Raw genomic sequence first — 26488 nt, forward strand, 5'->3', positions numbered from 1 at the left:
GCCGCCTGCCGGCGCAACGGCACCCGCTACGAGCTCCGAGACACCGACGGGCGCGAGATCACCGAGGCGGAAGGACGGCACATCTGCACCACCCGCTACAAGGTCGACAAGGCTGACCGGGCCAAGGTCCAGGTCCGTCGACGAGCCCAGAAACTCAAGGACCCAACGACGAGCCGGCGCAGAAAGGAGTCGCACAGCGCTCCGGCAACCGGCCCGTCTGCCAACAACCCTACGAACACCAAGCAGAGAGCACCACAACGGACTTGACGTCCGTTAGGAACTCAACGGGGCCGGATCACCAGCGCTGCGGGGTCCGGGAGCCAGGGCGGTCGGGGCGGCGGCGCGGGCGGGACGTGGGCCGGCGGCCGGTGTGGCGGACCATGTGGGCCGGGATGCCGGGCTTCTGCTGGGCGGGGCTGCCGGGCTTGCTCATGACCATCAGCGGGTCGAACATCACGACGACGCCGGCCAGGAACAGGAACGCGAGAGGGCCGATCAGCATGGGGGCCAGCAGGGCCGCGGGCGAGTCACCGGAGGTGACGTTGGTGGTGCCGTGCAGATGGACGTTGAGCGCGGCCATGCCCGTGTAGTGCATGCCGCTGACGGCGAGGCCCATGACAAGGCTCGCGCCCACGCTCCACAGGAAGCCGCGGACCTGGCCCGCCGCCCACAGCGCCGCGGTCGCGGCCGCGACGGCTATGACGACTGAGGCGGCCACGGTGAAGGTGTTGTACTCGAGCTTTCCGTTGAGCCGCATTCCGGCCATGCCCAGGTAGTGCATCGAAGCGATGCCCAGGCCGGTGATGGTGCCTCCGGTGAACAGGGCCGTTCCGGAAGCCCCCTTGTAGCCGACGATGAAGATCCCTATGCCGACCATGAGGATCGCGACGCCGAGGCTCGCGAACGTGATCGGCTTGTCGTACTGGATGGGGGTCTGCTGGACGGAGAAACCCATCATCGCTATGAAGTGCATGGTCCAGATGCCGGAGCCGATCGCCGCGGATCCCAGCGCGAGCCAGCCGGGCCGCCAGGAGTGGGCGACCAGCATCGATCTGGTGGTGCAGCGCAGGCCCAGCGCACCACCGAGGCAGGCCATGAGGTACGCCACCAGCGGCGTGACGAGTCCGTAGCTGAATCCGTCGACCGTGCCCTGCATGCGCGGTTGCCCTTCCGCCCTGTTGCGTCCCGGAATTTCGTGCAATGCCCCTGTCCCAGGACCGCCATGGCGGCCAGGGTTGACGCAGAGAGTATGACTCTCACCGGAGCGCTCGAACGATTTTCCGGCAAAGAAACACGCCCTTGCCTCAGTTGTGCGGCACTGGTGATCGCCGTCGGGCAACTCCGTTCAATCTGTGGCCATCCTGTACCTCCCTCCTGTTGACACTCTGCTGTCACTCTGGAGCGGTCCGTGACCACAGACGCAAGGAGTACGCATGCATGCGCGCGCTGCCGCCGGTACGACCACAGCACTCCTGGGAGCCGCCGCCCTTGTTCTGCCCCTCTCCCCCGCTCATGCCGCGGTGGGCGACGATCAGCCGCTGGTCGTCGCCCACCGCGGTGCTGCCGCCTACGCCCCCGAGAACACCCTGGCCGCCATCGACAAGGCGGCGGAGCTGGGTTTCCGCTGGGTCGAGAACGACGTCCAGCGCACCAAGGACGGCGAGCTGGTGGTGATCCACGACGACAACCTGACACGCACGACCAACGTCGAGGAGGTCTTCCCCGACCGGGCCCCGTGGAAGGTCAAGGACTTCACCGCGGCGGAGATCGCCCGCCTGGACGCGGGCAGTTGGTTCGGTCCCGAGTATGCGGGCGCGCGGGTGCCGACGCTGAAGCAGTACATGAACCGGGTGTCCCGCAACCACCAGAAGCTCGTACTGGAGATCAAGAAGCCCGAGCTCTACCCGGGTATCGAGAAGGAGACCCTCAAGGTCCTCAGCAACGAGGGCTGGCTGGGTCCGCACCACGTACGGAGCAGGCTGGTCGTCCAGAGTTTCAGCGCGGACAGCGTACGGACCGTGCACGAGTTGCGGCCCGACATCAAAACGGGCTTCCTGGGCACGCCGGCGGTCGCGGAGTTGCCCGCGTACGCGAAGTTCGCCGATCAGATCAACTCGACGCACACATCCATCTCGGCCGACTACGTCTCCTCGATCCATGCGCTCAAGGGGCCGCACGGCAAGCAGCTGGAGATCTTCACATGGACCGTCGACACCGCCGACGGCGCACGACGCGTCGCGGACTTCGGTGTGGACGGCATCATCACGAACAAGCCCGACGTGGTCCGGGCCTCGCTGAACGAGCTCTGAGGCTCTCGACCGGAGCGCTCACCGGTGGCGCGGACGCCGCATGCGTCCGCGCCACCGGCGTTGTCAGTGGTGCGCCGTACGGTGGAGCGCATGGACAGCCATGGGCAGAACGAGCAGCGGGTGGTGTGGGCCGTCGTCGACAGCGACATCGGTCCATTGTTGCTGGCCGCGACGGACGAGGGCCTGGTCAACGTCGTCTTCCATGCCACGAACACGGTGCGCGACAAGGCTCTGGACCGGCTGGAGTCCCGGCTCGGCGCCGAGCCCGTCGAGGCACCCGACTCCCCGCTGCTGGCAGAGGCGATACGCCAGGTTCAGGCGTACTTCGCGGGTGACCGGCACGACTTCGAGCTGCCGCTGGACTGGTCCCTGATCTCCGGGTTCAACCGCCAGGTGCTGCACGAGCTGGCGTCCGGCGTTCCGTACGGGAAGGTCGTGGGGTACGGCGACCTGGCCGGCCGCGTGGGTCAGCCGGGCGCGGCGCAGGCCGTGGGCATGGCCATGGGCGCCAATCCGCTTCCGGTCGTCGTGCCGTGCCACCGGGTGGTCGAGAGTGACGGCGGAATCGGCGGCTTCGGGGGTGGCCTGGAGACGAAGCGGAAGCTGCTGGCGCTGGAAGGGGTGCTCCCGGAGCCGCTGTTCTGAGAGTGTCCCGAGTTCGGAAGACCGGGCTGGAAAAGAGGGGGAGACTGCGCCGGTGACCACATCCTTCACGCGTGCGCACGCGTCCGGCACGGCGGGTTCACCATGAGCGCCGTCGAGCGGCAGACCGCCGCGCCTTTCGACGCGGAGGGCCTGCCGGCACTGCAGCGCCGTACGTCCGCTGTACTCATCGCCAGTCAGATCCTGGGCGGGCTGGGCGTCGCCACGGGCATCGCGCTCGCTGTCGTACTGGCCGAGGACATCAGCGGCACGGAGTCGCTGGCGGGACTCGCGCCCACCGCGACGGTCACGGGGACGGCGGTGCTCTCCATGCCGCTGGCCGCGCTGATGACCGCGCGCGGTCGTCGCCCGGGGCTCGTCCTGGCCTATCTCATCGGTGCCTTGGGCGCGGGCCTCTGCGTGATCGCAGCGGCCGTGGGCAACTTCCCGCTGCTGTTGCTCGGCATGGCGGCGTTCGGTGCGGCCTCCTCGGCGAATCTGCAGGCACGCTTCGCGGCCGCCGATCTCGCCGAGCCCCAGCGACGGGCCCGGGCCATCTCGAACGTCGTATGGGCCACCACCATCGGTGCGGTCCTCGGCCCCAACATCGCGGCGCCCGCGGGGCGCAGCGTCTCCGGGCTCGGCATACCGGAGACGGCGGGCCCCTTCCTGTGGGCGTCCGGGGTCTTCCTCCTCTCGGCGCTCGTGGTCGCCGTGCTGCTGCGGCCCGATCCTCTGCTCACCGCCCGCGCGCTCGCACCGGTCGAGGAGCAGTCCACCGAGGCGCGCTCCATACGAGCCGGGCTGGCCGCGGTGCGGGCCTCTGCGCGCGCCCGCCTCGCCCTGGTGACGGTGGCCGTCTCGCACACGGCGATGGTCTCGGTCATGTCGATGACGCCGGTCGACCTCGATCACCATGGCGCGAGCATCGATCTGATCGGACTGGTCATCAGCGGCCATATCGCGGGCATGTACGCGTTCTCGCCGATCATGGGGCGGTTGTCGGACCGGTTCGGGCGCTTCTCGGTGATAGGCCTCGCCGTGGGGCTGCTGGCCTGCGCGGCGCTGCTCGCGGGCACCGCGGGCGGCAGTCACTGGCAGAGTGCCGCCGGGCTCTTTCTGCTGGGTCTCGGCTGGTCGGCCGGCCTCGTTTCGGGCTCCGCGCTCCTCACCGACTCCGTGCCCCAGCCGGCGCGCGCCGCCGCACAGGGGCTGTCCGACCTGACCATGAACGCCTCGGCGGGCGTCGGCGGCGCGGCAGCGGGCCTCATCGTCGCGCAGGCGGGCTACGGCTGGCTCAACCTCATCGCCGCCTGCCTGCTGCTGCCGCTCGGCGCGCTGGCACTGTTCACCCGGGGCAAGCGCAAGGCGGGCGCGGCGATATCCGAAGCACAGCGCGAATCCGAAGCACCTCGCGACGCCGCCAGCTGAGCGGACTGTGTCCGCGACCCCCGCGGTGCCACGGCACCGCATCCCGATCGCCTGGGCGACCGGTAAGCCGTCCAGTACGGTCCCGCCCCATTGCCGTACAAACATGCCTGCCGCGCCGAGGGTGGCCGGATTGCCGTGGCGGTAGCAGACTCCGCCCTGCGCACAGCCACTGGCATCCGAAGTCACGGAGCCGAAGGGACGGCGATCACTCATGAGCGGAAACAGGGCAGTCGCGTACCTCAAACCGGGCGCGGTGGAAGTCAGGACCATCGACTACCCGACGCTCGAGCTCCAGGACGGGCCAGGAGTGGCACCCGACAACGTCGGCCGCAAGTGCCGGCACGGTGTCCTCCTCAAAGTGCTCGCCAGCAACATCTGCGGCAGCGACCAGCACATGGTGCGCGGCCGCACCACGGCGCCCGAGGGCCTCGTCCTCGGGCACGAGATCACCGGGGAGGTCATCGAGCGGGGCCCGGACGTCGAGTTCGTCGAGGTCGGGGACATCGTCTCGGTGCCTTTCAACATCGCCTGTGGGCGATGCCGCAACTGCAAGGAGCGCATGACCGGGATCTGTCTGAACGTCAACCCGGCCCGCCCCGGGGCAGCTTATGGCTATGTCGACATGGGCGGTTGGGTCGGCGGCCAGGCGGAGTACGCCATGGTGCCGTACGCGGACTTCAATCTGCTGCGGTTCCCGGACCGGGACCAGGCGCGCGAGAAGCTTCTCGACCTGACCATGCTGTCGGACATCTTCCCGACCGGCTTCCACGGCGCCGTCACGGCGGGTGTCGAGGTCGGCTCGACGGTGTACGTCGCGGGGGCCGGGCCGGTGGGTCTCGCCTCCGCGGCGTCGGCGCAGCTGCTCGGCGCCGCCGTCGTCATCGTCGGCGACCTGAACGCCGAACGCCTCGCGCAGGCCAGGAGTTTCGGCTGCGAGACGGTCGATGTCAGCCAGGGCGACGTGGGCGAGCAGGTGGCCCAGATCCTGGGCGAGCCGGAGGTGGACGCGGCTGTCGACGCGGTCGGCTTCGAGGCACGGGCCCACGGGCCGGGCGCCCCGGAGGCACCCGCGACGGTCCTCAACTCGCTGATGGGCATCACGCGCGCGGGCGGTGCGCTGGGCATCCCGGGCCTGTACGTCACAGACGACCCCGGCGGGGTCGACCAGGACGCGCGGACCGGGACGCTGAAGGTGCGCCTCGGCCTGGGGTGGGCGAAGAGCCATCGCTTCACCACAGGGCAGTGCCCGGTGATGCAGTACCACCGCGGGCTGATGAGGGCGATCCTGCATGAGCGGGTGCACATCGCCAAGGCCGTCAACGCGACGGTGATCAGCCTGGAGGACGCGCCGCGCGGCTACGCCGAGTTCGATCAGGGCGCCAGCTGCAAGTACGTCCTGAATCCGCATGGAGCACTGGACGCCGTACAGCCGGTCTGAGGTCCCCACTCGTACGACGTTCAAAAAGGGGTGTCCACGCCCGCGTGGGCACCCCTTTCCCTGCCCGGTAGGTACTCGTGAACCTGAGCACTACTCGTAGTGCCGTGCCTCGAAGACGTTCCCGTCCGGGTCACGGAAGTAGAAGCTGCGCTTGGCCATTCCGCGCGCGCCGAACGCGTCGTACGAGAAGTCCGAGACAGGGACGGCCCGCTCCTCGAGACGAGCACGGAGCGCGTCGAAGTCCTCACCGGGGAGGGACAGGCATACGTGGTGGACCGGGTGGCCGGCGCTTTCCACGGCCCCGGGGACCGCGTTCATCCGTGCGGCCAGCGGCAGGGGCGCGAGATCGAAGATGGTTTCCTCATTGAGGCGTACAGAGGGGAACGACACCGTCCCCGCGGCGAATTCGGTGACCCTGAGGGGCTCCATGCCGAGCGTCTTCTCATAGAAGTCGGCCGAGGCGACGGGGTCGCGCACCCATAGGACGACGTGGTCGAGACGTATCGAGTTGTCCGTCATGCTCCCAGGCTGCTGCCCCCTTCCGGCCGCCGCAAGGGTTTGGAGGGACGGGCCGCCCGCCAGGGATGATGGGGAGAGCCGACAGACAGGAGGCACGCGCGTGCTGGTGTCCGAAGAGGTACGGGAGGCGCTCGCCGCGCACCGGCCGGTGGTGGCCCTGGAGTCCACGATCATCGCCCATGGGCTGCCGCGCCCACGCAACCTCCAGGTGGCGCTGGAACTGGAGGAGGCCGTACGCCAGGAGGGGGGCGTTCCCGCGACGATCGCCGTCCTGGACGGGCAGCCCCAGGTGGGTCTCGACAAGGAGCAGCTGGAGCGGGTTGCGAACGAGGACGGCATCCGCAAACTCGGCCATCGCGATCTGCCGCTCGCCATCGCCAGGGGAGCGAGCGGGGCGACCACGGTGTCCGCGACGGCGCTGCTGGCCGCGCGGGCAGGCGTCCGCGTGTTCGCGACGGGAGGCCTCGGTGGCGTGCACCGGGAGTGGACGGTCACGCAGGATGAGTCCGCCGACCTGGGGCTCCTTGCGCGTACCCGGATCACGGTGGTGTGCGCGGGCGTGAAGTCCATCCTGGACGTGCCGGCGACCCTGCAGCGTCTGGAGACACTGGGCGTCGCGGTCGCCGGGTACGCAACAGGGCGCTTTCCCGGCTTCTATCTGTCCGACTCGGGGCATCCGGTGGACTGGACGCTGCAGTCACCCGACGAGGTCGCGGCCGTCATGCGCGCTCAGGACGCGCTCGACGGGCCCGAGTCGGCCCTGATCGTCGCGAATCCCGTGCCCGAGGCGGAGCAGCTCGATCCCGGACTCCACGCGCGCGTGCTGGCCGAGGCGCTGCAGGCGTGCGAGGCGGAGGGCGTGACAGGCCAGGCGGTCACGCCGTTCTTGCTCGACTATCTGGTCCGGCACACGGACGGGGCGTCGCTGAGCGCCAATCTGGCGGCCGTGCGCGGCAACGTACGGCTTGCGGGGCGGATCGCGGCGGCCTGGGCCGGGGCGTGACCGGGGCGGGCGAAATCGTGGTCGGGGCCGACGGGAGCATGAGGGAGCCGGTCTGGGACGCGACGAGCCCGTATCGTCGTCAACATCGTGACGGAGCCCTTCTTGTCGTCGGCGATGTCGTCACGGACGTCGTCGCCCAGTACCGCGGACCGCTCGCCTCCGGCACCGATACGGCCGCCGCCGTCCGGACCGTGCCGGGGGGCGCGGGCGCCAACGTCGCATGCTGGGCGGCCCATTGGGGCTGTGCGGAGGTGCGGCTCCTGGGCCGGGTGGGCGCCGACGCCGCCGCGTGGCACGAGAGGGAGCTGACCGCCTCAGGGGTGCGTCCCCGCCTTGTCGTCGATCCCGTGGCGCCGACGGGGACGGTGATCTGCCTGGTGGACACGAGTGCTTCGGCGGAGCGTACGTTCCTCACGGACAGCGGCGCCTCCCTGCGGCTCGACCCCGACGACTGGTCGCCGTCGCTGCTCGAGGGCGTCGCGTGGCTGCACCTGTCGGGCTACCTGTTCTTCTCCGAGTCGTGCCGGGCGCTGGTGGCGGTGGCTCTGAAATCGGCACGCGCGCGTGGCGTGCCGGTGAGTGTGGATCCCGCGTCGGCGGGGTTCCTCACGAAGCTGGGCGTGGACCGGTTCCTCGCGCTCGCCGAGGGGATCGACGTGCTGCTGCCGAGCCGGGACGAGGCCTGCCTGCTCACCGGGCTGCCCGATCCGGCGGAAGCGGCGGCCAAGTTGAGCCGCCACGTTCCGCTGGTGGTGGTCAAGCAAGGCGGCGCCGGGGCTCTGGTGGCCGAGTCGGGCACCGTACGGGATCTCGTCCCGGCGACGCCCGCGGCTCCCGTGGACACGACGGGAGCCGGGGACGCGTTCACCGGCGCCTTCCTGGCCGCCCTGCTCTCGGGCAGCCGACCCGGGGAAGCGGCGGCACAGGGGGGTCGAGCGGGGGCGCTCGCGGTGGAGCAGGTGGGCGGGAGGCCTCGGAGGAGCACGTGAAGGGCCGGAGAGGGGCACATGACCACCACTCCCCCGCCAACTCCCGCTCCGGGGTTACCCCTTGCGCCCCCACGCCGAGATGAGCGGTGCCGTGGCCAGGTCCATGGCACCTGCCGCCACGTTCGCCAGGTGGCGGTCGATGTCCTGGGCAGTGACTTGGCCCGCCGCGACGAGTTGGTCGCGGACCTGGCGGACCGTCGCGGATTCCAGGGCGGCGCAGGCGGGCGAGGTGATCGGGAAGTACGCGTCCGCCTCCACCTGTCGCAGCCCGGCCTCGCGGAGCAGCCGCGGAAGCCGACGGCCGTACGCGAGATCGGCGCCGCGTTCGGCGAGCAACTGGCGGAAGGCGTGGCGCAGCCGGTTGGCCAGCTGCTGCTCGGTGCCGCGCTCGTCGGGCCAGAGCAGCGGTTGCAGTGAGGGGTCGGCGTCCTCGACCAGAAGCCGTCCGCCGGGCCGCAGGGCTCTGATCATCGACCGCAACGCCCGTTCCCTGTGCGGCACATGGGACAGGACGAGCCGGGCGTGCACGAGGTCGAAGCCCTCGCCCGGCGGCTCGTCCACGCCCACGTCGTGCACTCGCACCTCGACCGGCGCCCGGGTGGCCGAGGCCGCCCACGAGGTGTCGATGTCGGTCGCGACGACCCGTCCGGTGGGGCCGACCTTCTTGGCCAGCCAGGCCACCACGGATGTGCCGCCCGCGCCGACCTCCCAGCAGCGCCAGCCGGATCCGATGCCGAACTGCTCGATGTGGCGGAACGTCGTGGGGTCGAAGAGGGTGGCGAGGGCGTCGAAGCGCTGCCCCGCCTCGGTCTGCCGATTGTCGAGAAGATACCCGTCGGTTCGCGTCATGAGGGAATCATCCCAGTTGTCCTGCTTATCCGTGACGGGTGACGCTCCCGTCGGTCACATATCAGGACTACCGGAGCACGTGCCAGGGCAACCGGAACGGAATGCTCCGTTCTCACAGGCTTTCCCCGCCGTCGAAGCGGCCTGGCAGACTGGCCGCGGCAGGCGCAGAGTGCGGCGCGAAGAGATCCACGGGGAGATTCCAGATGTCGATGGCAGGGAATCTGCGGAAGGTCACAGGCCTGGACAGGGTCGGCGGCCTTCGCAAGGTGGCGCGGTTGGCACGGCGGCGTCCCCGTGTGGACCTGAGTCACCCGGCCCGGTCTCCACTGGGCTCCGCGGTGGTGAACTGCGTGGCGTACGAGAACGGGACGAGAGTGCCCGGGGGTCGCGATCTCGTCGAGACGGTGGAGCAGGTCAGCAAGGCCGACGACGGTTTCGTCTGGCTCGGGCTGCACGAGCCGACGGAACTGGAATTCGCCGGCATCGCCGAGCTCTTCGATCTGCATCCACTGGCGGTCGAGGACGCGGTGGACGCGCATCAGCGCCCGAAGCTGGAGCGGTACGGCGAGACGCTGTTCGCGGTACTCAAGACGGTCTGCTACGTCGATCACACCGAACTGACCGCGACCAGCGAGGTGGTGAACACCGGCGAGATCATGGTGTTCGTCGGTCACCACTTCGTGATCACTGTGCGGCACGGCAGGCATGGTTCGCTGGGCCCGCTCCGCGAGGAGCTGGAGGCCGATCCCCAGCAGCTCGCCAAGGGACCGGCCGCGGTGCTGCACGCGATCGCGGACCATGTGGTCGACGACTATTTGAACGTCACCGACTCGGTGCAGGCGGACATCGACCAGGTCGAGACGGATGTGTTCGCGGAGAACGGCGCGCGGGCGGACCCCGGGCGCATCTACCAGCTCAAGCGTGAACTCCTCGAGCTGAAGCGGGCAGTGGCGCCCCTGAGCCACCCGCTCATGGATCTCGCCACCCGGCCGATACGGGTGGTCGATCCGGAGATACAGGCGTACTTCCGGGACGTCTCCGACCATCTGCTGAGGGCGACCGAGCAGATAGCCGCGTTCGACGAGCTGCTCAACTCGATTCTGCAGGCGCACCTCGCGCAGGTCAGCGTCGCGCAGAACGAGGACATGCGGAAGATCACGGCATGGGCGGCGCTGATCGCCGTGCCGACGATGGTCTGCGGTGTGTACGGCATGAACTTCAAGCGCATGCCGGAGCTGCACTGGAGGTTGGGTTACCCCTTGACACTCGGTGTGATCGCCACTGCGTGCTTCGTTCTGTACCGGGGGTTCAAGCGCAACGGCTGGCTGTGAGACCGGCCCTGACGCTCCTCGTCCGGCACGGCCGGCCGGACGAGAGCGGGTTCCCGGTGGCGGCGGGAACTCGGCGTCAGCGGGTGGCGGTCCTCGCGTAGACGCTCTCGGCCCAGTGCGCGAGCTGTTCGTCCGTCAGATGTGCGGCCAGATCGGCCTCGCTGATCATTCCGACCAGACGCTTGTTCTCGATGACAGGAAGGCGGCGGATCTGGTGCCCTTGCATTTCGCCCAGCACTTCGCTGACATCGGCGTTCGCGTCGATCCAGCGCGGTGTGCCCTGGGCCATCTCGCCCGCGGTGACGCGTGCCGGGTCGTGGCCCATGGCCACGCAGCCGACCACGATGTCGCGGTCCGTGAGGATGCCACAAAGCCGTTCGTTCTCGTCGCTGATGGGCAGCGCGCCCACGTTGAGCTCGCGCATCAGCTGGGCGGCGCGGTCCAGGGTCTCGTGGGCGGGGATCCACTGGGCGCCGCGGTGCATGATGTCTCCGGCAGTGGTCATGAAGTACCTCCCGATGCCGGCGGGCCGGCGCGGCGCGGGGACGCACCGCTAGTCCCGGCGCCCTACATTCTCGCCGGGCAGGAGGCGATACGCACCCGCACGCGCCCGGATCCCGGCGGCCCGGCCGACGTCCGGTCGGCGTCAAGCCGAGAAGGTCACGACCCGCTCCGGGACAACTCGGATGATCACCCGGACCTCGTCGTCCTTCTCGGCCGAGGGTCGATAACGAGGTTCTCCAGAGCCACTCGCCGAGGTCAGCCGTTCCATGCCGGGTGCCGCGGGTCGTCCGCGCGCACCAGGACGTCGGCTGTGTCGCCCGGAGCCACCTCGCTCTCGTAGCGCTCGTACGCGGGAAGCATCCAGTGCTCGCTTTCGGGGGTGCGTCGGCGCAGGGCGCTCGGAGAGAGGCGTATGTGGACGGTGAAATCGAACGGGAACCAGTGCCGCAGCAGCAGCGGGCCGTGCAGCAACAGTAGGGCGCCGGGCGGGAGTTGGACGTGGGGGCTGCGGGTGGCGCGGTCGGCGACCGGGTCCCAGAGGTCGGGCAGGACGCGGCCGTCACCGCCAGGGTCCAGCGGGCCGAAGACCTCGCGCCACAGGGCGCCCGTGTCGAACCAGCCGTCGTAGTACGCATCGACGTCCCGGTGGCCGTGCTCGAACCGGAGCGAGGCTGGGCGCAGGAAGCCCTCCGTGGCGACGACGAGGGCGGGCCGGCCGCGCAGGCGCAGGGCTTCGGCCACGCGTTCGGCGAGATCGCCGGGGTGGGCGGCCGGGGCTCCGTCGAAGGCGATGCGCGGCCAGGAGCTGCCGTCGTCGGGCTTCAGGTCGAGCAACCGCTCGGCGAGGAGGTCGCCGAGCCGTTCCCATGTGATCGCTTGGAGTCGCACAGGGCCATGATGGCGTGCGCGTGAGGCTTTCTTTCCCCAAGCCCGCCCCTTCCCGAAACTGAGGGTCGCGCCTCCACGCCTCCACGCCCCCACAAAAAGGAGCAGGGTCGTATTCGGGTGCGGGTTCGTCGTGGCTTGTCACGCAGTTCCCCGCGCCCCTCCGGGGCGCAATCCCGTGCCCCAAGTCGAGCGCTTCGCTTATGCCCCCGAGTCCCTCGGCGATGGTGACCCTGGTCGTACCGGACTTCACTTGTGGTGACAGGGAGTGGCAGGCAGGATCTTTCAACATGCGGGAGTTGTCATGATCGATGGACCGTACTTCGTGCTGACGGTGCTGGGTGTGCTCGGCACGGGGCTGGTGGCCGGAGTCTTCTGCGCGTTCTCGACGTTTGTGATGAGGGGGCTTGCCGCGCTGCCGCCGGCGCAGGGCGTGGCCGCGATGAAGTCGATCAATGTGACGGCGTTGACGCCGGCCTTCATGGCGGTGTTCGTAGGGTCGGCCGTACTGTGCGCGGTGCTCGCGGTGGTCACGTTCGTGCTGTGGCCCGACGAGGGCACGGTGGAGTTGCTGCTCGGCAGCGCGCTGTATCTGTTCGGCTGCTTCGGGGTCACGATGGTCGCGAACGTCCCGCGCAACGAGAAGCTGGCCACGATGGATCCCGGCACCCGGGAGGCTGCCGCGTACTGGCGCTCGTATGTGAGCGAGTGGACGATGTGGAACCACGTCCGCATGATCGCGGCCGCCGCCGCGGCGATCTCGTACGTGCTGGCACTCGCCTGAGGCGCTGAGGCAGAGGCGCATGCGCCGGCGCACGCACTGAGGCGTACGCGCCGCGGGCGACGTATCGTGGCGGAAAGAGTCTGCCGCAAGGCCCTGCGCACTCCGGCTCTCCGGACCCGGCCCGCCGCCCCGGCCCGGAGGCCTGATGCCGTACGGGCCCCGTTCGCGTATGTAAGGGAAGACGGCCATGGCCGATCCCAAGGGTTTCCTCAACGCCTCCCGCGAGGACTGGCCGCGCCGCCCCATCGAGGAGCGGGTCCGTGACTGGGACGAGGTGTACGTCCCCGGCGCGCTGCTGCCCATCATCCGCACGCAGGCCGACCGCTGCATGGACTGCGGTATCCCCTTCTGCCACGAGGCCTGTCCGCTCGGCAATCTGATCCCCGACTGGAACGACCTGGTCTCGCGCGACGACTGGCGCGCGGCGAGCGATCGCCTGCACGCCACGAACAACTTCCCCGAGTTCACCGGGCGGTTGTGCCCCGCGCCCTGCGAGGCGGGCTGTGTGCTGGCGATCAACCAGCCCGCGGTCACCATCAAGAACGTCGAGGTCGCGATCGCGGACCGGGCCTGGGAGGAGGGCTTCGCGCCACCGCGACCGCCGGACCGGCTCTCGGGGCGTACGGTCGCGGTGATCGGCTCGGGACCTGCCGGCCTTGCCGCGGCGCAGCAGTTGACGCGGGCCGGGCACACCGTCGCCGTGTACGAGCGGGACGACCGGCTCGGCGGGCTGATGCGGTACGGGATACCCGAGTTCAAGATGGAGAAGCGTCATCTGGAGCGGCGGCTCGAGCAGATGCGGGCGGAGGGAACCAAGTTCCGGACGTCGACCGCCGTGGGCCGGGACATCGATGCCGCCGGGCTACGGACCCGTTACGACGCCGTCGTGCTCACCGTGGGCGCCACGGCCTGGCGTGAACTCCCCGTGCCAGGGCGCGAGTTGGATGGGATACACCAGGCGATGGAGTATCTGCCGTTGGCCAACCGGGTGCGCGAGGGGGACATGGAGGCCTCCCCTCTGTCCGCGGCCGGCAAGCATGTCGTGATCGTCGGCGGCGGCGACACGGGGGCCGACTGCCTGGGCACGGCGATACGCGAGGGCGCCGCGTCCGTGACCCAGCTCGACATCTATACGCAGCCGGGCACGGAACGCGACGAGGACACCGAGCCATGGCCGACGTACCCGAAGATCTACCGGCTGTCGGCCGCGCATGAGGAGGCCCGCGAGCTGCGGACGGCGCCCTCGGCGGAGGCCGACGCGCGGCTCTTCGCGGCGTCCACGCTCCGCTTCACCGGCGATGCGAACGGGCATGTACGCGCGCTGCACCTGGTCGAGGTCGACGCCGAGCGCCGGCCCATCCCCGGCACCGGACGCCGACTCCCCGCCGACCTCGTCCTCCTCGCCCTCGGTTTCTCGGGCCCCGACCGCTCCGACGGCCTGGTCGACCAGCTCGGCCTCCGCCTCGACCCCCGTGGCACGATCGCCCGCGACGCCGACTTCGCGACCAACGTCCCCGGCGTGTACGCCGCCGGGGACGCCGCGCGCGGCCAGTCCCTGATCGTGTGGGCCATTGCCGAGGGCCGCGCGGTGGCGGCGGCGGTCGACCGTCAACTGACGGGGAGTTCACAGCTTCCGGCGCCGATAGGGCCGTACGACCGGCCGATGACGGTGTGAGACACCAGGGACATCAGTGTCAGCGTTCGTCCGTGCCCGCCACCTTTGCCGTCGACAGGGCGATCCGGTTCCAGGTGTTGATCGCGAAGATCAGTGCCAGGACCTGGGCGAGTTCCTGCTCGTCGAACTGGGCGGCGGCCCGCACGTAGACGTCGTCCGGTACACCGCGGTCGGCCACCAGCGTCACCGCCTCCGTCAGCGCGAGCGCCGCCTGCTCCCGCTCCGTGAAGAAGTGGCGGGCCTCGCGCCACACCGCGACCATGTGCAGCCGGTCCTCGCTCTCGCCCGCCTTGCGCGCGTCGTTGGTGTGCATGTGGAGGCAGTACGCGCAGTGGTTGAGGTGCGAGGCGCGGATCTGGATCAGCTCGACGAGGGCCGGGTCGAGCCCCTCGCGGGCTGCGGCGTCGAAGCCGATGAGGGCCCGGAAAGCCTTCCGGGCGGACTTCGCGAAGTCGAGGCGAACCTTCTCGGCCACCGCGGCCCCGTTCGCCGCCTTCGTGGTGTTCATCGTGTTCGTCGTGTTCGTCGTCATGACCACGAAACTACGGCTCTGAAAGACCCTCTGTAGGGTTCATTTTCATGGCGGAATCGTGGGTCAATTTGGCGGAGCGCATCGGCGCCGACCTGCATCTGGAACTGGAACTGTCGGTCCAGGGAGGTCGTCGCGCCGCCCTCATCCGCGCCCTGCGCGAGGCCGTACGGAGCGGCCGTCTCGCCCCGGGCACCCGCCTCCCCCCGTACCGCTCGCTGGCCGCCGATCTCGGCGTGGCCCGCAACACGGTCGCCGACGCGTACGCCGAACTCGTCGCCGAGGGCTGGCTGACCGCGCGCCAAGGCTCGGGAACCCAAGTCGCCGAGCGTGCCGAACCGTTGGGCGCCGACACGCGCGTGCCCAAAAAGGCACCTCCACGCGCGCGTGGACCACGACATGATCTGCGGCAGGGCACTCCGGACGTGTCGGCGTTCCCGCGCACGGCCTGGCTCACCTCGTACCGGCGGGCTTTGCAGCAGGCGCCCAACGAGGCGTTCGGGCCGGGAGACCCCGCCGGCCGTCGCGAACTGCGGGAGGCGCTCACGGAGTACCTGGCACGCGCGCGTGGCGTACGCACCGAGCCGGGCCGCATTGTGATCTGCTCCGGTTTCGCACACGCGCTGCGGCTCCTCTTCGGCGGCTCCGGAGGCGAGGTGCTCCAGGGCCCGCTGGCCGTTGAGGCGTACGGGCTGCCCTTCCACCGCGAGTTGCTGGGAGCGGCAGGCGTACGGACGCTCCCGCTGCCCCTCGACAAAGACGGCGCCCAAGTCGAGGAGTTGGGCAAGGAGCGGGCTGTACTGCTCACGCCGGCACACCAGTTCCCGACCGGTGGGCCCCTTCATCCCTCGCGCCGCGCCGCCGTGATCGACTGGGCACGCGCGCGTGGCGGGGTGATTCTGGAGGACGACTACGACGGGGAGTTCCGCTACGACCGCAAGCCCGTGGGCGCCGTTCAGGGTCTGGACCCGGAGCGGGTCATCCACATCGGCTCGGTCAGCAAGAGCCTGTCGCCCGCGCTGCGGCTGGGCTGGATGGTCCTTCCGGAGCGATACGTCGATTCCGTACTGGAGGCGAAGGGCGAGCGTGAGGCGTGGGTGAGCGTCCTCGACCAGCTGACGCTCGCGGACTTCATCGGCTCCGGGGCGTACGACCGTCATGTGCGGCGCATGCGGCAGCGGTACCGGACGCGACGGGACCGTCTCGTCGTCGCGCTCGCCGCCCACGCACCGCACATCGAGGTCACCGGGATCGCGGCCGGGCTCCACGCGGTGCTACGGCTGCCGCCCGGAAGCGAGCAGGCCGCCGTCAGAGCCGCCCGCTGGCAGGGACTGGCCCTGGACGGGCTCGCCGAATTCCGGCACCCGGAGGCAGTCATCTCGGCGCCGGTTGGACCGGATGGGCTGGTCGTCGGCTATGCCACGCCTCCGGAGCATGCGTACGGGGCGGCGCTGGAGGCGCTGTGCGCGGCGCTGCCGCCCGGGTAAGTGGCCGAAGGACCTCGTCGGCGACAACCCGGGCCACCGCTGTGCGGCGGCCCGCCGCACCCTCTCGGTCGGGCCGCCTTCGATCGAGCAGTTCTACACCTTGACAGGAGTCACAAAGGGCAACGAATAAACGAATAATGGACAAGAACAACGGAGTTGGTGAACAAGGGCCTCAGGACAGCAGGAAGTCCGCCTCCCCCGCCTTGGCACCCTGAATGAACGCCGTCATCTCACCGGGGGTGTAGATGAGGGCGGGTCCGTCCGGATCCGCCGACTGACGGACCGCGATGCGGCCGTCGGCGAGCTTCATCGCCTCCAGGCAGTTGCCGCCGTTGCCCCCGCTCCAGGGCTTGTGCCAGCCTTCGCTGCCCAACTCCCGTGCGGGCATGCCGTTGTAGATGCGCCCGTTGCGAACCCGGGACTTGATGCGATTCATTCACAGCTCCTTGCGGAGATCCAACAGGATCTCGTTCGTGCGATGTGCTGTGGCGGCCTGCGCCGCCATGCGGTCCATGACCTCGAGATGAGTGGCCACCTCGGCACGCGCGTCCAGGTAGACCGCGCCGGTCAAGTACTCGCTGTAGACCATGTCCGGCAGTTCGGGCACGGCGAATCGGAAGAGCACGAAGGGCCCGTACGTGCCCGCGTGCGGCCCCGAGGAGAACGGGGCGATCTGCAGCGTCACGTTCGGAAGTTTCGTGACCTCGAGCAGCTTGTCGATCTGGGCGCGCATCACTTCGGGGCCGCCGACGGGCCGGCGCAGGGCCGTCTCGTCCATCACGACCCAGAAGCGCGGCGCGTCCTCACGCGTGAGCAGCTCCTGGCGTTGCATGCGCAGCGCCACATGTCGCTCTATGTCCTCGGGTCTCGTCTGGCCGATGGCGCCGGATTCCATGACGCCATAGGCGTACTCCTCGGTCTGCATCAGTCCGGGCACGAAGTGGGGTTCGTAACTGCGGATGAGGCCGGCCGCGCCCTCCAGGCTGACGTACATCGAGAACCAGCCCGGCAGGATGTCGTGGAACCGCTGCCACCAGCCCGGCTGATTGGCCTCCTCGGCGAGCGTGACGAAGGCGTCGGCCTCTTCGTCGGAGACGCCGTACGCCTTCAACAGGAGCTGAAGGTACGGGATCTTGAGGGCGACCTCGGCCATCTCCATGCGGCGGACGGTGGCGGCCGTGACGCGCAGTATGCGTCCGGCCTCCTCGCGCTTGAGCCCCGCGCGCTCCCGCAGGTCCAGCAGGCGCCGTCCGAGGACGACCTGCCCGACCGTCGGCGCGGACCGCGGCTCACTCACGTCCACCTCCACATAGTCCTGAACAGCCCGGGCGGCGCCCGGTGGATACCCGGCGAGTACCCAACAGACGCCGCGTCACGTGCTGTTGCGATGCAGTGTGCCATGGCCCCCTCCGCACGGAACACTGCACTCTGCAATTTTCAGAGTGACTCTTGCCAAGTGTTCACGGCGGGGAGATAGTGGCAAGCGTGACTCCGCCTTCGTCGTTAAGAGCAGACGCCTCAGACGCCGCCGGGAGCCGGTTCGGTCTCGGCGCCGCCGATGCGGCTGCCGAGCGCCGGTTCCGTTTCGAACTGGCCGCGCATCCAGGTTCCGCCTCGCAGGCCAGGCGCCTTACGCGCACCCGGCTTTCGGGGTGGGCCGTCTGCGAGGACACCTGCGACATGGCGGAGTTGGTCGTCTCCGAGCTGGTCACCAACGCGGTCGTGCACACGGCGAGCCGCCAGGTGGTGTGCGAACTGCACGACGGCGACGACCGGTTGCGAATAGCCGTACGCGACGAGGGGTGCGCGACGGGTGAGCCCCACCCTTCGCCGCAGCGCCCCGAGGAGGAGCACGGGAGGGGACTGCTTCTCGTCGCTGCGGTGTGCAGTGCCTGGGGCGCCCAGGATTCCGGACCCGGACTGCTGGTCTGGGCGGACCTGCCGCGCTCGGCGAACAACGGCGCCGAGCCGCGGTCGGACCTGGGCTGGAGTGCGAGGAGCCGGCCGGCCCCAGCCGGCTCCTCGCGAACCGGCTCCGCCTTGACCGGGGCGGACGGCCCTTCGGCAGGGCACTGGTTCTGAATCGTTTCGCAGACGTTCGAAAACTTGAGAACGGACGGGGCTGAATGGGTGTGAGGGCTACGTCGGCCGGGGTGCCTAGGGTGCTTCACCTGGACACACTGGTTCGTCTGCGTCATTCGCTACGGGCGCCGTCCGGGGCGGGGGCGCTGCGACGCCTCACCGTTCCGGAGGGTATGCAGGCGCCACTCGGCTGCGACGCGGTGGCGATGCCCGCGCGATTCGGCCCCCCACTGATGTCCCGGTTACCTCGCGTCGGCTGCGTATACGCCGACGCTTCCCAGTGGTGGTGGCTGCTCCCGGCCGACTCCGACGTCTCCCTGGAGTGGCCTTCACCCGCGCACTACGCGACGGGAGCGGTAATCCCGGGCACGCCCGCGCTCCCCCTCCCGGACCTGATCCACAAGCCGGACGGCAAGCTTCCGTACACGCCGCCGATCCCGCTGTACCTGGCGCTGTGCCGGGTCACGGGGACGACGCCGGTGTGGTCGAGGGTGGTCCGAGCCTGATCATGGCCCGGCGGATAACCGCCGGACCAGGTCCGCCCTTCAGGGGCCCGGGGCTGTATCAATTTGCGGCTCCGCCGCGTGGGCGCGACAAGCCACAACGGAAGCCGCAGCCGCCCCACAACCCCTCCAGGGGGCCTGGGGGCGCAGCCCCCAGTTTCGGGGAGGGGCGGGACTGGGGAAAAGACTCCCGCCCACTCACTCGGCGCGGTCCATCACGACCACCAGGAAGGCATCGGAGGTCAGGTCCATAACCACCTCAGCCTGCTGCCCCTCCAGGCGGCAAGCCTGCGCGAACTCCTCCGCCGGCCAAGAACCCCGCGGCCCACCAGCCGGAAAGCGACCAAGCACCGTTCGCCCGTTCACCTTGCACCTCCATGTAGCGCTGCTCCCGTAGAAGCGCTGTTCTCCTAGAGTTAAACGCCAACCATGGGGGAAACGGATCGCAGAGTGACCGTACTGAGACGTAGCTGACACTCGGTTACTGCCTCAGTGTGAGTGATCTCTCAGCTTTCGTGACGTTTCGTGTCAGTCTTCGTACTCGTAGTGATATCGGACCCTTTCCACACCCGCCCCGTGGTCCCCGCCCGCGCCGCCGCCCGCCGCCCTCACGCGTCGTACTCCTGGATCTTCCTGCCATGGCTTCGGTCGATCAGCGACGGCATCCGTTCCCCCAGCTCACCCACGATCCCCGGCACATCGAGCGTCAGCAGCTCGCGGTCCCGCATCAGGACCCGCCCGTCGACGATCGTCGTCCGTACGTCACTGGAGCGCGCGCTGTGCACAAGGGTGGCGGCGAGGTCGTGCACGGGCTGGGTGTGCGGCCCGGAGACGTCGACGAGGATGATGTCGGCCTTTCGCCCTGGGGCGAGGCTGCCGGTGGACTCCCCGAGGCCGACCGCCCGCGCACTCTGCAGTGTCGCGTGATGCAGGGCCTGCCGAGAGGTGAGCCACCGCGGGTCCCCCTCCGTGAACTTCTGCACCAGCGCCGTGAGTGCCATGGCGTCCCACACGTCCAGGGAACCGTTCGAGGCAGCCCCGTCCGTGCCGAGCCCGACGGGGATGCCGAGTTCCCGCAGGGCGCGTACCGGCGTCGTGGTGGGCCAGGCGAACTTGAGGTAGCCGCGCGGTGCGCTGGCAACGGCCACGCGTCCCGTGGCGCCGGCGAGGACGGACAGGTCGCGCTCCACGATGCCCGTGCCGTGGGCGATGAGCAGGTCGACGTCGAGGAGCCCGGCGCCCTGAAGGATCTCGATCGGCGTGCGGCCGTGCCGGGCCAGGCTGGTGTCGGTCTGGTCGCGGTTCTCGGCGGCATGGATGTGCACCAACAGGCCGTGCTCGCGGGCGAGTCGAGCAGTGGCGGCGAGGTCGGCGTCGTCCACGGTGTACGGGGCGTGCGGGGCGAGCGAGGTGGTGATGCGGCCGTCGGCTCCGCCTCGCTGTCGTAGCGCGAAGTCCAGTGACCGCTCGCGCCCTTCGGCGCCCTGCGAGGAGAAGTAGGCCTCTCCGAGGTTGGCGCGCATCCCGCAGTCGGCCACCACGGCGGCGACGGTGTCCATGGAGAAGTAGTGGTCCGCGAAGCAGGTGACACCGCCCCGGATCATCTCGGCGCAGGCGAGCCGGGCGCCCAACTCCACGTCCTTGTCGGTGAGGTTGGACTCGATGGGCCAGATGACGTCGTTGAACCACTCCTCGAGGGGCAGGTCCTCGGCGATGCCGCGCAGCGCGACCATCGGTGCGTGCGTATGGCAGTTGACCAGGCCGGGCATCGCGATCTGGCCGCGCGCGTCGATGCGTTCGGCCGCGGGGATGTCAGCCAAGTCGTCGGTCGTCACGGTCTCGATGAGTCCGTCCCGTACGACGATGGTGGCGTCCTCGACGAAGGCGATCTGTTCATGATCGTCGTGCACGAGGGCGGTGCATCCGGTGATGATGAGATCGTCGGCGTTCTCCGCGTCGGGCGATGTCATCACGCCACGGTACGACGGGGTCGTACGACCGGGTGACGTGAACCGTGCATCCGGTCCTCGCCCTGTCGCCGCAAGGGTTCGGCGCGCACTCTGGCGTCACCGAAGCCCGTCACCGTTCCACGTCACGTCTCGACCGGCAGTGCTCCCCGGAAGGAGCCCGGCATGCTTCTCGGCACCTGGAATCTGGAGAACCTGTATCGGCCCGGCGGCCGGTTCGGACCGAGGAACGAGGCCGCGTACAAGGCGAAGCTCACCGCTCTGTCCTCGGTGATCACGGACCTGGACCCCACACTGCTCGGTGTGCAGGAGGTCGGCGACCCGGCGGCGCTGCGGGATCTGGCCGACATGCTGGAGGGCGACTGGCACATCGCGCTCTCGGAGCACCCGGACGGCCGCGGCATCAGGGTCGGCTTCCTCAGCCGCCCCGCACTGCGGGTACGGGCCGACACGAATGCCTTCCCCACTCCGATGCGACCCGTGCAGGGTGACGACGACGGTGAACCGGTGGACCGTACGGGCCGCGGTTTCCTGGCGGTGGAGATCGCCATGGGGGCGATGACCCTGACGGTGGCGGTGTGCCACTTGAAGTCGAAGCTGCTGACGTATCCGGGCGGACGGTTCCAGCCGCGGGACGAGGGCGAGCGGGCGCGCTATGGCGCGTACGCCCTCTACCGGCGGGCAGCCGAGGCCACGACGCTGCGCGCGCTCGCCGACGAGTTCCTCGACGGCAAGGGCAGGGAGCGGAACGTGGCCGTCGTCGGCGACCTGAACGACGAGGTCGCCGCCGCCACGACCCAGATCCTCCAGGGCCCGCCGGGTTCCGAGATCAAGACCCCCGGCTTCGAACGCCCCGACAAGGGCGACGCGTCCCGCCTGTGGAACATCGCCCCTCTCATCGACGAGAAGCAACGATTCTCCCGAGTGCACGCCGGCCGCCCTGAGCTGATCGACCACATACTGGTCAGCCGCCTCCTCCTCGACCATGTGACCGGTGCGGGGACCGGGGCTCCGGCCCAGGAGGTCACCACGCTGCCGTCGGTGGGGGATGATCCGAGTGCGCGCCGGGACGAGGCGGGGTCGGATCATGCTCCGGTGTGGGCGCGAATACGGGTGTGAGGCTACGAGTGTGAGGGCCTCAGGCAGTCAGGTTCAGAGGGTTGGCCGGCCGGTCGTCCTCCGAAGTGAGCCCCGCCCGCTCCCGCCGCTCGACGAGTTCGTCGAGCAGGGTGGCGAGGCGTTCGGTGTGCTGAGGGGTGAGCTGTCCCGTGTCGTCGAGGTGGACGGCGCATGCGGTGGTCGTGTCCACGAGGCGTTCGAGCGTGGCCGCCACCGCGTCGGTGCCTTCCGTGTGCCGTGCCAGGGTGGGGAGTTCGGCGGAGGCGCGGTCGATCGCGGCACGGGCCTCGGCCAGCGTCCGGTAGGCCTCGCGGCGCAGGGCCCAGCGTGCCGCCCGGTCGTCGGCCCCGCTCAGCACCTGCGCGAGGTACGCGTGCGCCGCGTCGGTCGCACGCCCAAGGCGGGCCCGTACGTTCCCGCCGCGCTGCCCCGGCGCCGGCAGATGCCCGACGAGCAGCACGATCGCGCAGGCCAGCAGCGTCTCGCCGATCCGGCTCCAGGAGGCCTGCGGTTCGCCGCCGACCATGACGAGCGAGAGCACCAGCACGGTGATGACGGCGGTCTGAGCGGCGAAGTGCCGAATGGCGACCGGGATCAGGGCCCCGCTGACGGCCACGAGCACCACGAGCCCTTCCGGCGCGGGCAGCACCGCGGCGAACCCGGCGAACACGACGGCGCCGAGCACAGTCCCCGCGGCCCGGCACAGCACACGTGAGACGAGCGGCCCGAGATCGGGCTTGACGAGGAAGACTGCGGTGGCCGGGAGCCAGTACCAGTGCACATGGTGCAGCGCCTGCGCGACGGCGGCACTCGCGCCCAAGCTCAGCGCCACCCGGAGCCCGTACTCGCGGCCTCCGGCACCGGTGACCGTGCGCAGGAGGGCCTTGGCACGGACGGGACGTAGATGCAGACCATGGCGTGCGGTCTGCTGGGCACCGAGGTCGATGGGTCCGCTGGAACCCTTGGGGGCGCTCTTCCTGCCGCCCCGGTCGAAGGCCTCGGCCGCGTGCAGCAGGGCGTCGTCGAGGGCCCGCAGCCCCGGTACGGAACGGGCGGGTGCGGGCAGCGGCCCACAGGCCTCCCCCGTCCGTACGGCGACCGCGAGCCGTCGCGGCCCGTCTGCCGCGCGCGCGGGCAGGGCGTCCCCGGACCATGCGAGCGCGGTCGCGGCCTCGGCGAGAGGCAGCGCGGCGGCGTACTGCGCCCGCAGCCGCCGCTCTGCCGCGGAACTGGCGTACCGCCGCAGCCGCGGCCCCGCGAGCGCGTCCTGCGCGTGATCGAGCGCGGCGGTCAGCGCGGCACGCCGGGCCATGGCGGCCTCACCGCCCACCGCGGCGAGCAGCGCGGCGACGGCCTCGTACACGGAGGCGACGGCTTCCCGCTCCCCGTCGAAGCGGAAGTCACTGACCAGGGCCTGGGGCGTCGGCAGCACAAGCCGCAGCGCAAGGAGCCAGAGCGCGCCCGCGAGGAAGAGCAGGGCACGCTGCCACCCTGCTTCGGGCAACGGCATCCCGGCCCCCACGACAGCCGCGACCAGCAACTGCGTCCCGGCTCCGGAAGCCACCGGCCCCACGGCACTGACAGCTCCGCCCACCAGCCCGAGTCCGGTCAGCCCCAGGGTCAGCAGCACCGCTCCGGCGTGGTCCCCGAGATACGCCCCGAGGAACAGCCCTGCGGCCCCGGCGAGCGCCGGCACCCCGAGCCGCTTGATGGAGGCCCGCCGGCTCCCGGGCCGGTCATTGGTCCCGGCGAGCATGGCACCGAGGGCGGCCACGACTCCGATGGAGGGCCGGTCGACCAGAACGGCCACGAGCAGCAACGGCCCGGCGGCCAGCGCTCCCCGTACGACCGCGCTCCAGGGCACGGGTCCCCGCTGCGCGCGCAGCGCATGGGCGAGCCAGGGAGGCAGGGCAAGGGCGGGGCGGGACACGGGGCTCCTGTCAGTACGAGGGCGGGGGTGTGCCTTCGGGCGACGTCGGCCGGGCGGTGGTGTGTGGTGCCCACGGTAGGTCGCGAACCTGGAGCAGATGCAACTCTCGCATTTCAGCGAGGTGACGGATGGCGGGGAGGCCGCGTTCTTTATGAACGCAATCCCGGTCTACGGCTGTTGGAGCGGGCGCTGGCTCCGGGGTGCAGGCGACGTGCGCGAACGGAGGATAGGCGCTGTGTGCGCAAAAAGGAGCGGACCCGGGGGCGTAGCCGGCCCCCGAGCCCTGTGATGCCGCCCATGTCGCACGCCGGCACGCTTGAGGACCCAGGTCAGTCTGAAGTCGCCGCGTCCTGCCTTTGGACCACCGCACATCGAGCTGTGCGGGCCGGACTTGAACCGGCATTTCGACGTCCGGGGCCTGAGCCCGGTCGATCCGGCGATCGGCGGCGAATGCTGAGTCTGGAGCAATAGTCTGAGATTGATGGCGGTTCCTCATCGGGAACCGCGCAGTCACGACAAGCCTCAGCTTCAGCTTTGCGCTCCTCGCGCACCCCGGCCGAGGTAGCTGGTGGCCGGGGAGTTTCCGAGGCTACCCGAACAGGTAGCCGAACACGGCGTCACCGACCCGCTTGTCGACGACGTCGACGCCGTTCGCCTCTTCCCGGGCGAACTTGACCGCCTGCTGCAACTTCTCGACCCGGTCCAGCAGTTCGTTCACACGCCGGGCGGGAAGGGCACCCGAGAACTTGACGGTCGTCCAGTACCCGACCGGTATGTCCTCGTAGTACACCTCGACCTGCGCAGGATGCTTCTCGGTGGCTTCGGCCTTCACATGGTTCCGAGGCACCTTCTTCGTACGAAGCGTCCGGACCGGCTCGGTCTTCCAGGCGTCGGTGGACGGGTCCTGCGCCCACGACTCGGAGGCGTCGAGCACCGGCAGCTTCCGCACAAAGGCGTTGAGATCGGTGAGCTGCTTCTCCAGAAACAGCAGATAGGACACCGGCACCTCGGCGACGAGCACTCGCCCGTCAACGGTGACGTCCGCCCTGGCCGTGCAGTTGGCCCAGTCCTTGGTGGCGGTCACATCGAACAGCCGTGTAAGGGTGGCCGCGGTGTCCCGCAGTACGTCCTCGGCCTGCACCTGCACCCGAGTCGACTCGGGCGGCAACTGCTCACCCTCCTCGTCCTTCGGCTGATACGTACGCGAGATACCGGCCAGCAGGGCAGGCTTCTGCAGCCCATGGTGAGCGGCCGTCAGGTCCTGGTGCGACTTGGCCTTGACGCCCTTCTCGACTGCGATGATCTGATTGAGTTTCGCCACGTCGGAGACGGTAGCAGTGGCAAGTGGGGTTTTCCGACGGGTTATTCGGTCCGCGGCCAGGTCAACGGTCTGGCTCGCGTGTCTGGTCGGCGACGAAGGTGAGGTGCTGTATGTGGCCCTTCTCCACCCACACCGAGGGGTTCCCGGGGTTCGTCCTGACGGCAGGATCTGCCTGATTCTGCAACCATCGCTCTCCGTCGCTGCGGGACGTACGGAACTCGGGATCGTCGACGATCCGCGCGGCGAGCGTCTTCATGAGGCTCTCCTCACCACGACCCCACTGGGCACCCTTGCCGATCAGGAAGTGTTCGGCCGTGGTGTAGCGCGGCTTCTCGTAGAAGATCCCTCCGCCGGGCGGCGCGTCGCCGCTGCGAGCGTGGACGGTCGAGTAGTCGCCGTATGTGATCTTCGGACCCTGGGGCTCCATTCGGTCGCGTACCAATTGCCAGACCTGCCACTCGGCGCGCGGCCACTCCGTCAGATCGTGATCCTTCAGCTCCTTCGCGCCCCAGGGAAAGGAGCCGCCCAGCAGCGTGACAGTGCGCCACTCAGCCAGTGTGCCGACCTCGCGCCAGCCGAGGAGCGCACGGGCAACGGCGGCGTCGGCGTTTCCGATGTCGTACAGGTCGAGGAAGAGATCCAGCTCCGGGTCTCGGCCACGCACTCGGCCGACCAGTTCCCGGCACCGATCGCGCAGATCCGCATCGGGCCCGGCGTGCAGCGCGACCCGCACGCCGAGTCCGTCGCCCCATTCCCTGGCAGTCTCGGCAGCGGCAGTCTGCTGGGCCGGGTCACGTTCGGGCCCTGTGACCGGCCGTAACGCAGTGCCCAGGAGGGTGGCACAGACCTCCTGCCACATGTGCTCGACCACGAGGTCGAGCTCACCCTCCGCGTTCCGGGCGTCGAGCCAACCCGGATGCAGACCGGGTCCGTTACGGAGGACCCGCGCCTTTCCCCTCAGGTATTCCACCAGTTCCGCCGTCCTGTCCGGCGGTGGGATGGTCCAGAGTGGCTGCACACGTTCCTTGTCAGGAAGCTCGACCTGTTTGAATCCGGCCAGCGCCGCGTGTTTCACGGGCAGTCCCGGAACGTACGAAGGTATTGCCATACCCGCCCCCAGTGTCCGTTCCTGACGAAACGGTGACACCCGGGCGGACATGCTTGAAAGAGTGCCTATTCGGTCATGACCGT

The 26488-nt window shown here is 69.8% G+C and carries 27 protein-coding genes; 14 read left to right on the forward strand and 13 right to left on the reverse strand.

Annotated features, from left to right (window positions below; translation table 11 throughout):
- The coding region (locus ABD357_RS21325) for a hypothetical protein (RefSeq protein ID WP_344392075.1) at positions 1-267 on the forward strand (267 nt) is incomplete at its 5' end.
- A gap of 28 nt (positions 268-295) precedes the next feature.
- Here ABD357_RS21325 and ABD357_RS21330 read toward each other — a convergent pair.
- Complete coding sequence (locus ABD357_RS21330) at positions 296-1156, reverse strand: MHYT domain-containing protein (RefSeq protein ID WP_344392076.1); 861 nt, start codon at positions 1154-1156, stop codon at positions 296-298.
- Positions 1157-1433: 277 nt separating this feature from the next.
- Between ABD357_RS21330 and ABD357_RS21335 the strand changes: the two genes are divergently transcribed.
- From ABD357_RS21335 to fdhA, 4 genes are all read left to right on the forward strand, one after another.
- Entirely contained in the window at positions 1434-2309 is an 876-nt protein-coding gene (locus ABD357_RS21335; RefSeq protein ID WP_344392077.1) for a glycerophosphodiester phosphodiesterase, read from the forward strand.
- Between the two features lie 90 nt (positions 2310-2399).
- Complete coding sequence (locus ABD357_RS21340; RefSeq protein ID WP_344392078.1) at positions 2400-2954, forward strand: methylated-DNA--[protein]-cysteine S-methyltransferase; 555 nt, start codon at positions 2400-2402, stop codon at positions 2952-2954.
- A gap of 102 nt (positions 2955-3056) precedes the next feature.
- On the forward strand, positions 3057-4382 hold the full coding sequence (locus tag ABD357_RS21345) for an MFS transporter (protein ID WP_344392080.1): 1326 nt from the start codon (positions 3057-3059) through the stop codon (positions 4380-4382).
- A 211-nt stretch (positions 4383-4593) separates the two neighbouring features.
- The gene (gene fdhA / locus ABD357_RS21350; protein WP_344392082.1) at positions 4594-5820 is read left to right on the forward strand and encodes a formaldehyde dehydrogenase, glutathione-independent; all 1227 of its coding nucleotides are present in this window, start codon (positions 4594-4596) and stop codon (positions 5818-5820) included.
- A gap of 90 nt (positions 5821-5910) precedes the next feature.
- Here fdhA and ABD357_RS21355 read toward each other — a convergent pair whose 3' ends face one another.
- The gene (locus ABD357_RS21355; protein WP_344392084.1) at positions 5911-6339 is read right to left on the reverse strand and encodes a VOC family protein; all 429 of its coding nucleotides are present in this window, start codon (positions 6337-6339) and stop codon (positions 5911-5913) included.
- A gap of 100 nt (positions 6340-6439) precedes the next feature.
- Between ABD357_RS21355 and ABD357_RS21360 the strand changes: the two genes are divergently transcribed.
- Together ABD357_RS21360 and ABD357_RS21365 are read left to right on the forward strand one after the other, a co-directional pair.
- A complete protein-coding gene (locus ABD357_RS21360; protein WP_344392085.1) occupies positions 6440-7342 on the forward strand; it encodes a pseudouridine-5'-phosphate glycosidase in 903 nt (300 codons plus the stop codon).
- A 38-nt stretch (positions 7343-7380) separates the two neighbouring features.
- Positions 7381-8331 (forward strand): carbohydrate kinase family protein, encoded by a 951-nt coding sequence (locus ABD357_RS21365; RefSeq protein ID WP_344392086.1) that lies wholly within the window; start codon positions 7381-7383, stop codon positions 8329-8331.
- A 54-nt stretch (positions 8332-8385) separates the two neighbouring features.
- On the opposite strand, the gene ABD357_RS21370 is transcribed toward ABD357_RS21365, so the two are convergent.
- Positions 8386-9180: a methyltransferase domain-containing protein gene (locus tag ABD357_RS21370; protein WP_344392087.1), complete on the reverse strand. Its 795-nt coding sequence runs from the start codon at positions 9178-9180 to the stop codon at positions 8386-8388.
- 203 nt (positions 9181-9383) lie between these two features.
- Here ABD357_RS21370 and ABD357_RS21375 point away from each other — a divergent pair, with 203 nt between their 5' ends.
- Positions 9384-10511 (forward strand): magnesium and cobalt transport protein CorA, encoded by a 1128-nt coding sequence (locus ABD357_RS21375; protein ID WP_344392088.1) that lies wholly within the window; start codon positions 9384-9386, stop codon positions 10509-10511.
- A gap of 76 nt (positions 10512-10587) precedes the next feature.
- Here the strand turns inward: ABD357_RS21375 and ABD357_RS21380 are convergent, their stop codons facing one another.
- Both ABD357_RS21380 and ABD357_RS21385 read right to left on the reverse strand, forming a co-directional pair.
- Positions 10588-11016 (reverse strand): CBS domain-containing protein, encoded by a 429-nt coding sequence (locus ABD357_RS21380; protein ID WP_344392089.1) that lies wholly within the window; start codon positions 11014-11016, stop codon positions 10588-10590.
- Between the two features lie 254 nt (positions 11017-11270).
- Positions 11271-11903, reverse strand: a complete 633-nt coding sequence (locus tag ABD357_RS21385; protein WP_344392091.1) for a nucleoside/nucleotide kinase family protein — start codon at positions 11901-11903, stop codon at positions 11271-11273.
- A 301-nt stretch (positions 11904-12204) separates the two neighbouring features.
- Here ABD357_RS21385 and ABD357_RS21390 point away from each other — a divergent pair, with 301 nt between their 5' ends.
- Together ABD357_RS21390 and ABD357_RS21395 are read left to right on the forward strand one after the other, a co-directional pair.
- Complete coding sequence (locus ABD357_RS21390) at positions 12205-12684, forward strand: anthrone oxygenase family protein (protein ID WP_344392093.1); 480 nt, start codon at positions 12205-12207, stop codon at positions 12682-12684.
- A 187-nt stretch (positions 12685-12871) separates the two neighbouring features.
- On the forward strand, positions 12872-14359 hold the full coding sequence (locus tag ABD357_RS21395) for a glutamate synthase subunit beta (protein WP_344392095.1): 1488 nt from the start codon (positions 12872-12874) through the stop codon (positions 14357-14359).
- 19 nt (positions 14360-14378) lie between these two features.
- On the opposite strand, the gene ABD357_RS21400 is transcribed toward ABD357_RS21395, so the two are convergent.
- On the reverse strand, positions 14379-14891 hold the full coding sequence (locus tag ABD357_RS21400; RefSeq protein WP_425584956.1) for a carboxymuconolactone decarboxylase family protein: 513 nt from the start codon (positions 14889-14891) through the stop codon (positions 14379-14381).
- A gap of 47 nt (positions 14892-14938) precedes the next feature.
- On the opposite strand from ABD357_RS21400, the gene pdxR reads away from it, so the two are divergent.
- Positions 14939-16375, forward strand: a complete 1437-nt coding sequence (pdxR, locus tag ABD357_RS21405) for a MocR-like pyridoxine biosynthesis transcription factor PdxR (protein WP_344392096.1) — start codon at positions 14939-14941, stop codon at positions 16373-16375.
- Positions 16376-16547: 172 nt separating this feature from the next.
- On the opposite strand, the gene ABD357_RS21410 is transcribed toward pdxR, so the two are convergent.
- Together ABD357_RS21410 and ABD357_RS21415 are read right to left on the reverse strand one after the other, a co-directional pair.
- Positions 16548-16811 (reverse strand): DUF397 domain-containing protein, encoded by a 264-nt coding sequence (locus ABD357_RS21410; RefSeq protein WP_344392097.1) that lies wholly within the window; start codon positions 16809-16811, stop codon positions 16548-16550.
- A complete protein-coding gene (locus ABD357_RS21415) occupies positions 16812-17672 on the reverse strand; it encodes a helix-turn-helix domain-containing protein (RefSeq protein WP_344392098.1) in 861 nt (286 codons plus the stop codon).
- 179 nt (positions 17673-17851) lie between these two features.
- Between ABD357_RS21415 and ABD357_RS21420 the strand changes: the two genes are divergently transcribed.
- Together ABD357_RS21420 and ABD357_RS21425 are read left to right on the forward strand one after the other, a co-directional pair.
- The gene (locus tag ABD357_RS21420; RefSeq protein WP_344392099.1) at positions 17852-18457 is read left to right on the forward strand and encodes an ATP-binding protein; all 606 of its coding nucleotides are present in this window, start codon (positions 17852-17854) and stop codon (positions 18455-18457) included.
- Positions 18458-18501: 44 nt separating this feature from the next.
- Positions 18502-18963 (forward strand): hypothetical protein, encoded by a 462-nt coding sequence (locus ABD357_RS21425; protein WP_344392100.1) that lies wholly within the window; start codon positions 18502-18504, stop codon positions 18961-18963.
- 195 nt (positions 18964-19158) lie between these two features.
- Here ABD357_RS21425 and ABD357_RS21430 read toward each other — a convergent pair whose 3' ends face one another.
- Positions 19159-19326 (reverse strand): hypothetical protein, encoded by a 168-nt coding sequence (locus ABD357_RS21430; RefSeq protein WP_344392101.1) that lies wholly within the window; start codon positions 19324-19326, stop codon positions 19159-19161.
- Positions 19327-19568: 242 nt separating this feature from the next.
- The gene (locus tag ABD357_RS21435; protein ID WP_344392103.1) at positions 19569-20930 is read right to left on the reverse strand and encodes an amidohydrolase; all 1362 of its coding nucleotides are present in this window, start codon (positions 20928-20930) and stop codon (positions 19569-19571) included.
- Positions 20931-21092: 162 nt separating this feature from the next.
- Here ABD357_RS21435 and ABD357_RS21440 point away from each other — a divergent pair, with 162 nt between their 5' ends.
- A complete protein-coding gene (locus ABD357_RS21440) occupies positions 21093-22046 on the forward strand; it encodes an endonuclease/exonuclease/phosphatase family protein (RefSeq protein WP_344392104.1) in 954 nt (317 codons plus the stop codon).
- Positions 22047-22065: 19 nt separating this feature from the next.
- Here ABD357_RS21440 and ABD357_RS21445 read toward each other — a convergent pair whose 3' ends face one another.
- The 3 genes from ABD357_RS21445 to ABD357_RS21455 all read right to left on the reverse strand — a co-directional run bounded on the left by ABD357_RS21445 (position 22066) and on the right by ABD357_RS21455 (position 26405).
- On the reverse strand, positions 22066-23976 hold the full coding sequence (locus ABD357_RS21445) for an FUSC family protein (RefSeq protein WP_344392105.1): 1911 nt from the start codon (positions 23974-23976) through the stop codon (positions 22066-22068).
- Positions 23977-24565: 589 nt separating this feature from the next.
- Entirely contained in the window at positions 24566-25297 is a 732-nt protein-coding gene (locus ABD357_RS21450) for a DUF7873 family protein (protein ID WP_344392106.1), read from the reverse strand.
- A gap of 61 nt (positions 25298-25358) precedes the next feature.
- Positions 25359-26405, reverse strand: coding sequence for a beta family protein (locus ABD357_RS21455; RefSeq protein WP_344392107.1), 1047 nt, complete (start codon positions 26403-26405; stop codon positions 25359-25361).
- Positions 26406-26488 lie beyond the last annotated feature (83 nt).

This window comes from Streptomyces vastus (assembly GCF_039532825.1).
Taxonomy (GTDB): Bacteria; Actinomycetota; Actinomycetes; order Streptomycetales; family Streptomycetaceae; genus Streptomyces; species Streptomyces vastus.

What these genes read in the sequence shown, in the direction of transcription:
- ABD357_RS21330 (WP_344392076.1), bottom strand. Translation starts at nt 1,156, where the DNA reads ATGCAGGGCACGGTCGACGGATTCAGCTACGGACTCGTCACGCCGCTG.
- ABD357_RS21335 (WP_344392077.1), top strand. Translation starts at nt 1,434, where the DNA reads ATGCATGCGCGCGCTGCCGCCGGTACGACCACAGCACTCCTGGGAGCC.
- ABD357_RS21340 (WP_344392078.1), top strand. Translation starts at nt 2,400, where the DNA reads ATGGACAGCCATGGGCAGAACGAGCAGCGGGTGGTGTGGGCCGTCGTC.
- ABD357_RS21345 (WP_344392080.1), top strand. Translation starts at nt 3,057, where the DNA reads ATGAGCGCCGTCGAGCGGCAGACCGCCGCGCCTTTCGACGCGGAGGGC.
- fdhA (WP_344392082.1), top strand. Translation starts at nt 4,594, where the DNA reads ATGAGCGGAAACAGGGCAGTCGCGTACCTCAAACCGGGCGCGGTGGAA.
- ABD357_RS21355 (WP_344392084.1), bottom strand. Translation starts at nt 6,339, where the DNA reads ATGACGGACAACTCGATACGTCTCGACCACGTCGTCCTATGGGTGCGC.
- ABD357_RS21365 (WP_344392086.1), top strand. Translation starts at nt 7,381, where the DNA reads ATGAGGGAGCCGGTCTGGGACGCGACGAGCCCGTATCGTCGTCAACAT.
- ABD357_RS21370 (WP_344392087.1), bottom strand. Translation starts at nt 9,180, where the DNA reads ATGACGCGAACCGACGGGTATCTTCTCGACAATCGGCAGACCGAGGCG.
- ABD357_RS21375 (WP_344392088.1), top strand. Translation starts at nt 9,384, where the DNA reads ATGTCGATGGCAGGGAATCTGCGGAAGGTCACAGGCCTGGACAGGGTC.
- ABD357_RS21380 (WP_344392089.1), bottom strand. Translation starts at nt 11,016, where the DNA reads ATGACCACTGCCGGAGACATCATGCACCGCGGCGCCCAGTGGATCCCC.
- ABD357_RS21390 (WP_344392093.1), top strand. Translation starts at nt 12,205, where the DNA reads ATGATCGATGGACCGTACTTCGTGCTGACGGTGCTGGGTGTGCTCGGC.
- ABD357_RS21395 (WP_344392095.1), top strand. Translation starts at nt 12,872, where the DNA reads ATGGCCGATCCCAAGGGTTTCCTCAACGCCTCCCGCGAGGACTGGCCG.
- ABD357_RS21400 (WP_425584956.1), bottom strand. Translation starts at nt 14,891, where the DNA reads ATGACGACGAACACGACGAACACGATGAACACCACGAAGGCGGCGAAC.
- pdxR (WP_344392096.1), top strand. Translation starts at nt 14,939, where the DNA reads ATGGCGGAATCGTGGGTCAATTTGGCGGAGCGCATCGGCGCCGACCTG.
- ABD357_RS21410 (WP_344392097.1), bottom strand. Translation starts at nt 16,811, where the DNA reads ATGAATCGCATCAAGTCCCGGGTTCGCAACGGGCGCATCTACAACGGC.
- ABD357_RS21425 (WP_344392100.1), top strand. Translation starts at nt 18,502, where the DNA reads ATGGGTGTGAGGGCTACGTCGGCCGGGGTGCCTAGGGTGCTTCACCTG.
- ABD357_RS21435 (WP_344392103.1), bottom strand. Translation starts at nt 20,930, where the DNA reads ATGACATCGCCCGACGCGGAGAACGCCGACGATCTCATCATCACCGGA.
- ABD357_RS21440 (WP_344392104.1), top strand. Translation starts at nt 21,093, where the DNA reads ATGCTTCTCGGCACCTGGAATCTGGAGAACCTGTATCGGCCCGGCGGC.
- ABD357_RS21455 (WP_344392107.1), bottom strand. Translation starts at nt 26,405, where the DNA reads ATGGCAATACCTTCGTACGTTCCGGGACTGCCCGTGAAACACGCGGCG.